Origin of the sequence: Serratia sp. SA088 (assembly GCF_049065515.1) — a bacterium.
GTDB classification, from domain to species: Bacteria; Pseudomonadota; Gammaproteobacteria; order Enterobacterales; family Enterobacteriaceae; genus Serratia; species Serratia nematodiphila.
This window is the reverse complement of sequence record NZ_JBAKGW010000010.1, coordinates 139,252-151,511: the sequence shown is the minus strand read 5'-3', so window position 1 is coordinate 151,511 and position 12,260 is coordinate 139,252. Positions and strand designations below refer to the sequence as shown.

The 12,260-nt window shown below is 64.0% G+C and carries 10 protein-coding genes; 2 read left to right on the top strand and 8 right to left on the bottom strand.

Annotated features, from left to right (window positions below):
* Positions 1 to 9: 9 nt before the first annotated feature.
* Positions 10 to 951 carry a nucleoside hydrolase gene (locus tag ACOWVD_RS21990; protein ID WP_049240478.1) on the bottom strand — a complete coding sequence of 314 codons (942 nt, stop codon included), beginning with the start codon at positions 949 to 951 and terminating at the stop codon, positions 10 to 12.
* Positions 952 to 1,111: 160 nt separating this feature from the next.
* Between ACOWVD_RS21990 and ACOWVD_RS21985 the strand changes: the two genes are divergently transcribed.
* Positions 1,112 to 1,795: a Crp/Fnr family transcriptional regulator gene (locus ACOWVD_RS21985; protein WP_021505201.1), complete on the top strand. Its 684-nt coding sequence runs from the start codon at positions 1,112 to 1,114 to the stop codon at positions 1,793 to 1,795.
* Here the strand turns inward: ACOWVD_RS21985 and ACOWVD_RS21980 are convergent.
* The 4 genes from ACOWVD_RS21980 to ACOWVD_RS21965 all read right to left on the bottom strand — a co-directional run bounded on the left by ACOWVD_RS21980 (position 1,792) and on the right by ACOWVD_RS21965 (position 4,654).
* The gene (locus ACOWVD_RS21980) at positions 1,792 to 2,211 is read right to left on the bottom strand and encodes a VOC family protein (RefSeq protein ID WP_004930960.1); all 420 of its coding nucleotides are present in this window, start codon (positions 2,209 to 2,211) and stop codon (positions 1,792 to 1,794) included. The genes ACOWVD_RS21985 and ACOWVD_RS21980 overlap by 4 nt on opposite strands.
* 126 nt (positions 2,212 to 2,337) lie before the next feature.
* A complete protein-coding gene (locus tag ACOWVD_RS21975) occupies positions 2,338 to 2,754 on the bottom strand; it encodes an SRPBCC family protein (protein WP_049240480.1) in 417 nt (138 codons plus the stop codon).
* A gap of 36 nt (positions 2,755 to 2,790) precedes the next feature.
* Complete coding sequence (locus tag ACOWVD_RS21970; protein ID WP_004930955.1) at positions 2,791 to 3,588, bottom strand: SDR family NAD(P)-dependent oxidoreductase; 798 nt, start codon at positions 3,586 to 3,588, stop codon at positions 2,791 to 2,793.
* Between the two features lie 55 nt (positions 3,589 to 3,643).
* The gene (locus ACOWVD_RS21965) at positions 3,644 to 4,654 is read right to left on the bottom strand and encodes an aldo/keto reductase (RefSeq protein WP_015379355.1); all 1,011 of its coding nucleotides are present in this window, start codon (positions 4,652 to 4,654) and stop codon (positions 3,644 to 3,646) included.
* 142 nt (positions 4,655 to 4,796) lie between these two features.
* Here ACOWVD_RS21965 and ACOWVD_RS21960 point away from each other — a divergent pair, with 142 nt between their 5' ends.
* Positions 4,797 to 5,696, top strand: a complete 900-nt coding sequence (locus ACOWVD_RS21960; RefSeq protein WP_004930950.1) for a LysR substrate-binding domain-containing protein — start codon at positions 4,797 to 4,799, stop codon at positions 5,694 to 5,696.
* 33 nt (positions 5,697 to 5,729) lie between these two features.
* Here the strand turns inward: ACOWVD_RS21960 and ACOWVD_RS21955 are convergent, their stop codons facing one another.
* From ACOWVD_RS21955 to ACOWVD_RS21945, 3 genes are read right to left on the bottom strand one after another with little or no spacing between them, the layout of a single operon-like run.
* Positions 5,730 to 7,919, bottom strand: coding sequence for a virulence factor SrfC family protein (locus ACOWVD_RS21955; RefSeq protein ID WP_049240481.1), 2,190 nt, complete (start codon positions 7,917 to 7,919; stop codon positions 5,730 to 5,732).
* The gene (locus ACOWVD_RS21950) at positions 7,916 to 10,861 is read right to left on the bottom strand and encodes a virulence factor SrfB (protein WP_306377771.1); all 2,946 of its coding nucleotides are present in this window, start codon (positions 10,859 to 10,861) and stop codon (positions 7,916 to 7,918) included. The genes ACOWVD_RS21955 and ACOWVD_RS21950 overlap by 4 nt, the downstream gene beginning before the upstream one ends.
* On the bottom strand, positions 10,861 to 12,114 hold the full coding sequence (locus tag ACOWVD_RS21945) for an SrfA family protein (RefSeq protein WP_306377725.1): 1,254 nt from the start codon (positions 12,112 to 12,114) through the stop codon (positions 10,861 to 10,863). The genes ACOWVD_RS21950 and ACOWVD_RS21945 overlap by 1 nt, the downstream gene beginning before the upstream one ends.
* Between the last annotated feature and the right edge of the window lie 146 nt (positions 12,115 to 12,260).

Here is a 12,260-nt window from a genome sequence, read left to right as displayed (position 1 = left end):
ACGGGCCACTTATTTCATTAACGGCTGAGATAACAACGAGAACAGCTTTTCTTTAAACAGGCCGGGTTTGATGCGGGTGATCACGCGCGCATTGGCCGGTTCGCCGGTCAGGTGGGTGGAATCGATGACGTAATGGCCGTAAGAGCTTTCACTTTTATATTCAACCCAGGAATACGCCTCCAGACTGGTTTCGACGATGTCCGGGTAGAGCGCCACCGCCATGGTGGTCGGATCGGGCAAATCAAAGCCTTTACGTTCGGTGCGCATGGCGTTGAACGCCATCAGCGTGCGATTGCAGCGCACGGCAAAGCGCCCCAGTTCGCCGAGATTATTCAATCGCTCTATATCGCGTTCGTTGATAAATGCTTCCCCCATGCCGATCTCCCAGCCAACGAGGGTGAGCGGCAGCCCGGCAGTGAGCACCAGATGCGCGGCCTCGGCATCGGCGTAAAAATTAAATTCGGCCAGCGGGGTGATATTGCCGGGCATCAGCCCGGAACCGCCCATCACATAAACCCTCTTCACTTTTTCGGCCAGCGTGGGCGCTTTCAGCACCGCCATCGCGAGATTGGTCAACGGCCCGAGGGTGACGATTTCCAGCTCGCCATTGAGCCGTGCGGCGCAGTCGATGATGGCGTCCACGGCATGAACGGGTTCGGCGCTCTGGCGCGGATCGGGCAAGGCCATGTCGCCCATGCCGTCTTCGCCGTGAATATGGTGCGAATGATAACGCGTTCGCAAAAGCGGTTTCGCCATGCCGGCATAAACCGGGGGCGCATAGGTTCCCGCTTTTTCCACGCAGATAAGTGCATTTTTGACGCACTGTTCAAGCGGGCAGTTTCCCGCGACGGTGGTGATCGCTTCCACCTTCACGTCGGGTGCGCGCAACGCCATCAGCAGCGCGACGGCATCGTCGGAAGCAGTATCGGTATCTATCAAAATATGTCGCATGGCCATCTCCTCGGGTGGGCTATGCGGAGAAAGTACCCAGACGACCTAAGGCAAAAAAGGTCAGATGTCCTTTTTCGTTCTGAAGCGCGTCGGCTATGCTGAACGCAGTCGAAAGCGAGGATGTAAGACGGTTAAGGATGAGCCCTGGGAGTGAATCGCCTTGAAAACGGTCGGTGACAGCAAGCTAAAAGAAGCTTTTATCGACGCTCACGATCTGCGAACGGCGCTTTCGCCCACGCTGCTCGCCGCACTGCGCCTGGTCAGCGTCGAAGCCGGCGAATACCTGGTGACGCAAAGCGATCGTTTGACCCACCTGTTTTTTCTCGTGCAGGGAAAATTGCAGGTTGAGAATTTTGATGTGAATGGCGCGCACATTGTCTTTTCCTTCGAAACGGATTTCTCGGTGATTGGCGATCTGGAGCTGTTCTCCCAGGCGCAGCGCACGCTGTTCAGCACCGTGCAGGCGGTGACCGACGCGCTGCTCCTCGCGGCACCGATAGAGGCCATCAACAATCACGCCCTGAGCGACCCGGCGTTCCTCACCTTTATCTGCCGGCAATTGAGCAATAAGCTGCTGAATGCCTCTTTGCTGCATGCGAACGGCGTTTTTACGGCGGAGTATAAATTGCGAAAATTTTTATTATTCAAGATAAAGAACGAAGGGGAATTGATTGAGCTGGAAAACCGGGAGGCGCTGGCGGCGAGATTGGGCATCTCCGTCAGACAGCTGAGCCGCGCGCTGGCGCAGCTCGCGGCGGACGGCATCATTCAATTTAAAAACAAATCACTGCGGGTGACGGATCGCCAGCGGCTGTCCGACATCAACGGGAGCGCCAGGATCTAGCCGATCGCCGGCCCCTTCAATTCCACGCGATTGCCGTCCGGATCGCTGAAATAAATGGACGGGCCGTCGCCTTCAGCGCCATAGCGCGATTCGGCGGGATCAACGCCGATCCCTTGCGATCGCAGATAGGCCAACAGCTCGTCCTCGTTGAAAGGATCGATGCGCAGGCAGATGTGATCGACATTTTGCCGGTGAGGATCGGGCGCCGTGCCGCCTTTTTTCCCCAACACGCCGTTAATATCCACCAGATCGATCATGGCCGCTCCGGCGCGCAGGTGCATCAGCCCCAAATCCGGCCGCTGTTTGGCGATATCACAGCCGACGATCCGGGTATAAAAATGCAGGCTTTTCTGCATATCGCGCACGCGCAGCACCACATGGTCGATAGTCTTCAGGCTGAAAGGGCGCACGGCCATCTCCTCAAACGGAAGTCTCCTTTACAGCATAAACGGCGCTGGCGGATTTATCCTGCTCCAGAGCTAAAGCAAAAAAATGGCCGATGGTTTTCACCATCGGCCGTAAGCGTGAGGAGTGTTCACGCATTAACGCGGGAAGTTGCCGCTCAGCGCATGCAGGCCATCCTGGTAGATGCCATGGAACAGGGCGACGGCTTCGTCGTCGCTGATATTGACCGGCGTGAAGCTGCCCGACCATTCCACGCGCGCCACGTTGGCGTCGTCGGTGGCGTGTACCGACAGGGTGGACAGGTAATTCACCACCGGGAACGGCGCCTGCATGATGGAGTAGCTGTAGCTGCGTTGACGGTTGTCGAACGCTTCCAGCCGCTCGATAACGGTGCCGCCGTCAGAGGTCGTCAAAGTGCGCACGCGGCCGCCTTCAGAAACGACGCTTTTCGGAATGAACGGCAGCCAGTCAGGCAGGGCGTCGAAGCCGCCGATCAGTTGCCATACGGTGTCGGCGGATGCCGGGATGTTCATAGATACGGATGTAGTAGCCATTTTCTTTCTCTCTTGATATCGGTTTAGGGTACGGAATTACATTGCCAGGGTGTCGACGACGCCGCCGTCGACGCGCAGCGCCGCGCCGGTAGTGGCCGAAGACAGCGGAGACGCAAGGTAAACGGCCAGGTTGGCCACTTCATCGACGTCCGCCGCGCGTTGAATGATGGAGCTTGGGCGTTCGGTTTTAACGAACTCGTCGGCCTGATCGCGCGCGCTGCGCCCGGATTTGGCCGCCGCTTCCGCCAGCATCTCCTGCAGGCCTTCGGTAAAGGTTGGCCCTGGCAGGATGGCGTTGACCGTCACGCCGGTGCCGGCGAGGCGCTTCGCCAGGCCGTGAGATACCGCCAGGTTGGCGCTTTTGGTCACGCCGTAGTTGATCATATCCGCCGGGATGGCGACGCCGGATTCGGACGACACGAAAATAATGCGTCCCCAGCCCTGTTCGGTCATGCTCTGCGCGTAGTGGCGCGCCAGACGCACGCCCGAGAGGACGTTGACGTTATAGAAGTGCATCCACTCGCTGTCGGGCACGGTAAAGAAGTCTTTATCGTTGAAAATACCGAGGTTGTTGACCAGCACGTCGGCTTTAGGCTCCGCGGCGAACAGGGTTGCAGCCCCTTGTTCGGTGCCGAGATCGGCGACCACGCCGCGTACCTGCGCGCCGGGCACGTTGGCGCTGATGTCGGCGATGGCGTTATCGACCCCGGCTTTCTGACGGCCGACGATCACCACGGTGGCGCCCGTTTTGGCAAGCCCGCGCGCGATGCCGAGACCGATGCCGGAGGTGGAGCCGCTGACGACGGCGACTTTGCCTGAAAGATCCAGTTTCATCATGTATATCACTCTGTCATGTGGGTAATGGGGCCGGGGGCCGGCCCCATAAAACTTAACGAATCGGCAGCGGCGCGTTGTCGGCCACCAGTTTCTGACGGCGCATCTCCGCCCAGAACTCAGCCGGGATCACTGCATCCAGCGCAGCCAGATCTTCGGCCATGCGGCCAGGACGGCTCGAACCGGGGATCACGGCGGCGACGGCCGGGTTAGCCAGCGCGAATTGCAGCGCAGCGGCTTTGACGTCTACCTGGAAGCGAGCGGCGATCTCTTTGATTTTCGCGACTTGCTGGCGAATAGCCGGGGACGCTTTCTGATATTCGAAATGTTCGCCGCCGGCCAGCACGCCGGAGCTGTATGGGCCGCCGACGACGATATCGACATTCTGTTCCAGCGCTTCCGGCATCAGGCGTTGCAGGGCGCGTTCGTGATCCAGCAGGCTGTAGCGGCCGGCCAGCAGGAAGGCATCCGGTTTCGGCTCATCAAGCGCCAGCGTCAGTTCGCAAGGCTCGACGCGGTTGACCCCGAGGCCCCAGGCTTTGATCACGCCTTCGTCACGCAGGCGGGACAGTGCGCGGAAGGCGCCGGTACGGGCGATATTGAACTGTTCCAGCCAGCTGTCGCCGTAGAAATCCTGAGCGACGTCGTGGATCCAGACGATATCCAGACGATCGGTTTTAAGACGCTTCAGGCTGTGTTCAATGGAGCGAAGCGTGCCGTCTTCCGAGTAGTCGTTCAGGATCTTGTTTTTCAAACCGTGTTCGAACAGGCCGCCTTTCTCACCCAGATCGCGAGCGGCGGGATCTTCCATTTCGTCCAGCATGATGCGGCCCACTTTGGTGCTCAGCACGAACTCATCGCGTGGATACTGAGAGAGCGCTTCGCCCATGCGAATTTCCGACAGGCCGGAACCGTAAAGCGGTGCGGTGTCGAAGTAGCGGATGCCCAAGTCCCAGGCGCTGGTTACGGTAGCCAGCGCTTCTTCTTCTGGAATGGCGCGGAACATATTGCCGAGCGGCGCGCCGCCCAAACCGATCTTGCCGGGTAAAATATTTTTGATGCTCATGGTGAATCCTCAATTCGTTATCTTTTCAGGGAAACTAGTGGGGCTCATACAGCGTCTGCCCCGTCACGAGGCTAAAGATAACTTGGCAAGTTGTGACTTGATAGGACATAATTTGTCTAAGTTAAGTCCTTTGAGGTCTCACATGATCGATTTACGTCAGTTGAAATACTTTGTGGCGGTGGCGGAAGAAGAGCACGTCGGCCGCGCCGCCGAACGGCTGCACATTTCCCAGTCACCGCTGAGCCGGCAGATTTCCCAACTTGAGGAACGTCTGGGTTTGATGCTGTTCGAGCGCAATCAGCAGCGCATCCGCCTGACCGCCGACGGCCAGACGTTTCTGGCAGAAACCCGCGCGCTGTTGACGCACGCCACCCGGCTCGAGTCGCTTGGGCGCCGTCTGGGGCGCGGGGAAGACGGCGGGCTGTGCATTGGCTATATCGAAAATGCGATGCACTCCGGCGTCTTGTCGAACGCCTTGCGGTCGCTGCGGGTGTCCCGGCCGGATGTGCACATCGTGCTTTACAGCCAGCCTTCTTTCATACAGCTGGAAGGGCTGCGGCAGCGCAGCCTGGACGTGGCGCTGGTCAATACGGTGCCGGATCGCGCGGATCCGGATTTTGAATATACGCAGGTGCTGGACGATCGCATGCTGTTGGCCTTGCCGCAGGCCCATCCGCTGGCGGAGCGAGAGACGCTGCTGCCGGCGGATCTCACCGATCAGGCCTGGATTTCGGTGCTGCACAAGGAGGATGCCCATTCGCGCGACGACTTCGTGGCGGCCTGCGTGAAGGCCGGGTTCGATCCGGATATCCGGCTGGAGGCGGGCGAGCCGCTGACCGCGCTGGGGCTGGTCGCCGCCGGGTTGGGGATGACGTTGATCCAGCACAGCCTGCGGCATAACGCGCCGCAAGGCGTAGTGCTGCGCGAACTGCCCTGGATGCAATACACCACGCAGCTGTGGGCCGTGTGGCACAAGGCCAACCTGCGCCCGCTGGTCACCCATTTCCGCGAAGTGATGTCGGCCGGGCCGGCCTGCCACTGACTGCGCGGCGGTGTCCGGCCCGGATGGCGTCCGCTATGACACCGCGCGCAGGGCGGCGACGATCGCCGCCAGTGCGGCGCGTTGCTCGTCTGCCAGCGCGGGCTGCGCCTGCGCGGCATTTTCCGCCAGCAGGGTCTGCAGGCCGATCAGCCAGTCATAGATATAAAATGCGGTATTTTTGGTTGGCGTCGGTGCCAGCCGGGTGAGCCGCTGCTGGCCGCTCCAGTCCACCGCTGGCTGCGGCGGCGGGGTAAAGATCGGTTGGCCGGGATTGACGCGGCTCTCGGGGCGCGTTGCCGCATCGCGCCGCTGGAAGCCGAGCCAGGCGACGAAGTCGCCCAACAGCGCTAACGCCTGGCTGATCTGCCGATCTTCCCCCTGTTCCGGCAGGCCGCCGGCGCACAGCGCGCGCTCCAGCTCATCATCGAGCCGCTGGCGGCAGGCGGCGCCGATCAACGCATCAACCAGCAGTTCGAGATGCGGTTTGTCGACGCCGAGCAGATCCAGCAACCGGCGGCTGTCCGGCAGGCTGCGCAGATGGTTGATCCAATCCGCGAATATCCGCGTGGCAAAGGGTGACGTGGGGGGCTCGCCGGGCGCCGGGGTTTCCGGTGCGCCGAACAGATCGATGTCGAGCCCGAACGGCGCAGGCGTCGCCGGGGTCGGCGCGGCGTGCTGCTGTTGCTGGTAAAGTTGGCGCAGCGTATCGCGCTGGGGCAACAATCGTTCCAGCAGTTCGCCGTGGCGGCCGGCCTGCGCCTGCAGCGCGCGCAGCAGCTGTTGGGCGCGTTGCTGGGTCGCGTGCGGATCGGCGGCGGTGAGCCAGTTGCCGAGCAGGCTTTCCGTCAGCTCGCGCTGCAACTCTTCGCGCAGCTCGAGCAGGCGCGCTTGCTTGTGGGCCGGGCGCGCCTGTGCGGCCAGGTAGTTCACCATGCGGCGGCAATCCTGCTCATCCAGCGCCAGCAGTGTGGCCCAGCTGTCACCGGGTTCGCCGACCTGGCGCTGAACGGCGTCGTCAGGGCGCGGTTTGCCTTCCTGGCGTGGGTCGAACGGCGTGATCGCCCAGATTAAACCGGGTTTGCGGCGCTGGCGCAGCGCCGGGGTTTCCCCCTGGGTGTGGTCGACCCAACCGGCGAGCGCTTGGCCGATGCGCGCGGCGTCCTGCGGCGTGGCGGCGGCATCGGCCACCAGCAGCAGGTTGGCGTGCAGGCCGTCCGCGCAGCGGGCCAGCAAATGGGCGCGTTTCGCCTGTTGCAGCCGCTGCGTCGGTTCCGCCTGCGGGCGGGCGCAGCTGCCGGGCAGGTCGATCAGCGCCACGTCGGCGGGCAGGCCCGCCTGCGCCGTCTGCGGCAGAACGGTGGTGACTTCGGCGGTCAACCAGACCAGATCGCTCAGCGCGATCTCCCGTTCACCGTCGTGTTCGGCCATCACGACGATTGTCGTGTTTTCCGGTGCGGCGCTCGCGGTCAGCAGCGTCAAGGCGCGGCGCGGGGCATGAACCTGCCGGCTGTCACCGAGGGCATGCAGCGTGTGTGCCAGCTGGCGATAATGCGTCGTCAGCGTCGGTTCCTCTCCCCACAGCGGCGCAAACAGGCGCGCGCGATCGTCGATGCTAAGCTGCGGCGCCAGCGCCACGGCCTGCGGCCAGAAATGCCTGTCCAGCGTCTGTTGCCCCTTGTCGCCGTGGCGGCGTTGGCTATCCCACAGCGCCAGCACATCGCCGTCGCTGAGGCCGTCGGGGGCGATGGCTTGGCGGTGGCGCGCCAACGTTTGCAGATGGCCGGCGATCGCGCGGGCGTCCCAGTCCAGCCGGAAGCCGCCCATCGCGGCGGCATCGAGCGTGATGGCCAGCCACTGCGCTTCATTGAGCAGGGCGAGGGCGATCGGATACTCGGCGGGCCCCGCCTCGGCCGCCGTGCAGTAGCGCACCGCGAGCGAAAGGTCCGCGTTGAAGCGCTTTGCGCCAGGCGCCAGCGCCGCCAGCAGATGGGCCTTGGCGGCGGCGTTGTGGCCATACAAACCGATGGCGACCTGCGCAGGGCATGTGTTTTCCAACCGTGCGGCGCGGTTATGGCAACGGCGCAGGCGCAGCGTCAGGCGATCGGCCTCCCGCTCCAGGCGAGGGGATTGGCGGCGCGCGGCGTCCACCCAGTCGATCGCCTGCAATATGCCGGCGCTGAGCGCGTTATTCGGGGCCGCTGGGGCGAAGGTTTGCGTGTTCATCGTGGGTAAATGCTCCCGCTGTCTATCCAGTAGTGGGTCGCGCCGGAGGCGCTGGCAGCCAGGGTATTGAGTTTCAGTTGTAGGTGGTGCGCCGGGACGGGGCTGCCGTCGGCCAGCAGCGCCTGCGCGATCTTGACGCTCTCGGCGCCCTGCTCGGCGCTGGCGGTGATGGCCAGCCGCAGGCTGATCACCGCGTCGCCGGCCAGCTTGCGCGCCAGCTGGGCGTCATTGATGGTCAGCGTATAGAGCGGCGAGGCCGGCCAGCGTTCGTTGTCCAGCTGGCGGAATCCCAGGCGCAGCGGACCGCGCAGCTGGAAGCTGCCGGCGGGATCGAGCGCGAAATCGGCGCGATCCAGATCGATGTCGCGGTAATAGACGTTATCGTCCGCCAGCATGTTGTTACCGTCCAGCATGCCCAGATAACGAATGGTGGAGTAGGGCTGGAAATCCCCGACGTTGAAGTAAAAGCTCTCCAGCCGCAGGTCGATCGCCAGCAGGCACAGCATGGCGCCCACGGCGGCGGTGGATTTCGGGTTGTCGATGCGGCCGCGTTTGTTGAACGGGTACCAGCTGCGGGTGTGATACCCCTCGAGCGGCAGAATGCGGCTGGCGGGCAGCGGCTGCAGATGGCGCAGCAGCGCCTGCACGCCGGGGAAACGCGCCGGGCGGCCGGTCAGCAGCAGTACGTCGCAGGTATACAGCGCCACCACCTCGGCCAGCAGGCGCAGACAGCGGCCGATGCCGATGCGATCGGACAAGAAAGCGGCGTGCAGATCGGCCAGGCGGATCACCAGCGGGGTGTGCAGGATATCGAAGGCGTTGCTGTCGGCTTCGCGCTGCACTTCGCCGTTGATAAACGCCAGTACCTGCGGCGTCGGCGGCTGCGGCAGCAGATCGCCCAGGCTGGCGGCGATTTCCGCCCGGTTGTCCAGCGGGTCGTATTCTTCATAGGCGCCGAGCAGCGCGCGTCCGGCGGGCATGAAGATCTGCAGAGCGGCCTGCTGACGCAGGGTGGAAAGCCCGTCCATGCGCCCTTCGTTGCCGAACAGCCTGTCCATCAGCGCCGGGGCGGCGCTCACGCCGGCGGCTTCGAATGCCTGCTGCACGGCGGGCAGGATAAACTGCTGGATGGCGTCCAGCAGGATATCGTCGCCGGCGACTTTAAAACCCTCGCGGAACAGCAGGCGCGGGTTGATTTTGATGTTGTTGCCCACGCCGTCGTCGAGCGAATAGTGCGTGATCGCCAGATCCGTGGTGCCCCCGCCGATGTCGATGGAGGCGATGCGCAGCGTTTTTCCCGCCTGCTCACCTGGCGCCAACGGCCGGTCGAGCCGGGCCATGGCGGCGAAAAAGGCGTCGGTGCGGCCGGCGAAGTTCACCTGGGTTTCGTTGTACAGATAGACCATCTGACCGCAGGTGGCCTCGTCCCACTCCATCTGCACCTGCGGCGCCGGGAAGCGGGCGTGCGCGCCGTCGAACGGCGCATCCTGCGGGTGCCAGCCGAGGGCCTTCCACACCAGCCCGATCGCCTCCTGCATGCGGCGGCGGAAAATCTCGCGCTCCGGTTTCGGCATCGCCGAAGGCAGCGTCAGAATGATGGCGCGCAAACGGCGCGGCGCGGCGGCGTTCGGCATGCGGCTGCGCTGGGCGATGCTGTTGATCTGCATCAGCGCCTGCGCCAGCAGCTCGCTCAGCATCAGGCTCATCACTGCGCTGCGGCTGTAATGGGCGGCGAACACCGGCAGCCGTTGCGCCGTCGGCAGGGCGGACAGCGGCACGCCTTCGTCGTTGATCAGGGTGGTCAACGGCGCGGCGGCGGCCATCGGCTCGTGCCGCTCGTTGAAGCGCCAGCCGGGCGCATAGCGCTCCTCGTCCCACAGGTAGCGGCGCGGGCTGGAAATGCCGGTGGTGCCTTCATGGCCCGTTCGCCGCTGCGCCAGCTGTGCGGCTTCACGGCCGACGCGGGTGATGGACGGCCACTGAAAGGCGTCGTCGCGCCCGCTCTGGAACGACAGATGCGGCTTGCCGAAGCTGGCCTGAGAAAACTCCACCCGGCTCTCGAACAGTTCGTTGTAGACGCGGTGCGGTTCGGACAGCGAACGCAGCTGCAGCTCGTAGGTTTGCTTCAGGCCGTTGCTCTCTTCCGGGTGGTCTTCGACCAGCACGCCACAGGTGTGCGAGTTACCGACGTCCAGCACCAGATCGACGTCGATCGCCGGTTGCTGCAGCGTTGCAGCCGCCATTTTTATCTGCGGCACCGCCAACTGATGGCCGAGCATGTGCAGCAGGTTGAGGTAGTGCGCCTGATACTCGAAGGTTTTCAGCCCGGCGTTGATCTCCACTTCGGCGCGCTGTTCCCGCTCGGCGGCGCGCTGGCTGAACGCCTCGCGCAGCCAGCCGTCCACCCAGGTCAGATCGAGGAACTCGCCCAGCTCGTGGTTGCGGTGCGCCAGCGCGAAGCTCAGATCGGCGCCGAGATCGCTTTCGCCCGGCGCCAGCGCCTCCTGGCCGGGCGCGGCGGCGCGAGTGTCGAAGGCCAGCACCACGCGCAGCAGGTTGCCGTCCTGATCCGGTTCATCCAGCTGCACCACCTGCAGGCGCGCCCAGTTGTCCGGGCCCGACAAAAACAGGCCCGCCGGGGTGTGGCGCAAGAAGGGCAGCGGCAGCCAGAGCTTATCCAGCAGGCGCAGCGACTGCTGCAGCGGATAGCTGAACTCCGGCCGCACCACTTCGGCGGCCTGGTCGCCCACGGCCGGCAACTGGTATTTGCCGCTCTCGGCCTCCCATTGCAGGCGCAGCAGCGGGCCGCTGGCGGTCTTGCGCACGAATTTGCCGGGAAACTCGGCGTCCAGCAGCGGGGTCAGGGCAAAGTCCAGAAACTGAATGCCGCTGTCCTGGATCAGCGTAATGCCGTGTTTGTAGTCCGTAAGGGGTGCCAGCATCATTTACTCTCGCGCTTGAACGTCATGGGATAGGTGGTGTCCGCATCGTAGCGGCCGGTGCACTCTGCCGCGCCGGTTTCGCCCTGGCGGCAGACGATCTCCGGGATCTGGTAGCGGCTGCCGTCGCTGCAGCGCGCCTTGGTGCGGCTGTTGATCACCAGATTGCCGGACTGCATCAGCCCGGCTTCGACCGCCACCCGGCAGCTGACGCCGTCGCCGTAGGCGATGACAGCGCTGCCCTTGCCACCGTTCAGACGGTATTGCAGACCGGGGCGCTTGCCGGTAATCGGGTCTTTCAGCGCCACCGTGGCGCGCCATTTGCCGTTAAGGAAACGGGTGGAACCGGCCTTCACCGCCTCGGGCGGCAGCACCAGCGCATTTTTGTCCAGCGGTTGCGGGATGGCCGGCGCCGGGGGCGGCGGCATCAGCGTGGCGTGCGCCAGCGGCAAGCGCAGCTTGGGCAACGGCGCGGCGGTTTTTTTCGGCGGCGCCGGATGGCGCACCTCAGCCGGCATCGCCGGTTGCGGCGGCGGCGGTGAGCTGTGCAGCCAGGCGGCCAGCGCCGCGCTGCCTAGCAGCAGTACCGGCAACAGCCACAGCGCGTGGCGCCGATGTGGGCGAACAACGGCGGGGGATTCGACGGGCGCCGCCGGGGCGGGCGCCGGTTCGGGCTCGGCGGCCGGGGCCGGCTTTACCGGTTCGACAACGGCCGGTTTACGCGGAGCGGCGGCGATCGGCGCCGGTTTTTCCACTTCGACTTTCATCTCTGCTTCGATCGGGCGCAGGCAGGCCAACGGATCGTTCGGGCTCTGCGCCTGCGGCTTGATAAAGCCCCAGAAGGTCAGCACCGGTCGATCGTCCACCAGGTAAACGTGGTTGGGGTCGGGTATGTGTATCGCTTTGGCCAGCAGCGCGCCGAACAGGCGATGGCTGGGGTGATCGGTCGCCAGGGCCTGTTCCGTCAGGCTGCGGAAGGTCGTCAGGCAGTGTTCCAGGTGCCGTACCGCCTGCGCGCGCTGGGCATCGCTCGCCGCCAGCCAGGAGGTGACTTTGCCGGGGAAGGGCGCATACCAGTCGATGCGGGTGCCGCTTTCGTTCGGCTGGGGGATCGCCAGACAGTCGGCGGCCTGCTGCTGTCGGCGAAGGCGCAGGGTTTCCCGCAGCTGCTGCGCGCAGGCGTAGACCGGTTGCCCGTTCTCGCCTAAAGCCAGCACGTCATCCAAACTGCCACTGCGTAAGAAGGGTTTCACCACGGCGCCGCACCTTGTCCTGTTCTACAAAAACGCATAAAAGTCCATGATACCCCGCAGGCAGGGCCGCCAAACGGCCAAGGACAGCCCGAAAAACGCCCTTCTTTGGCGTTAGCGGCGCGCTTTGCTAACCGGCACAGTGAAAATTT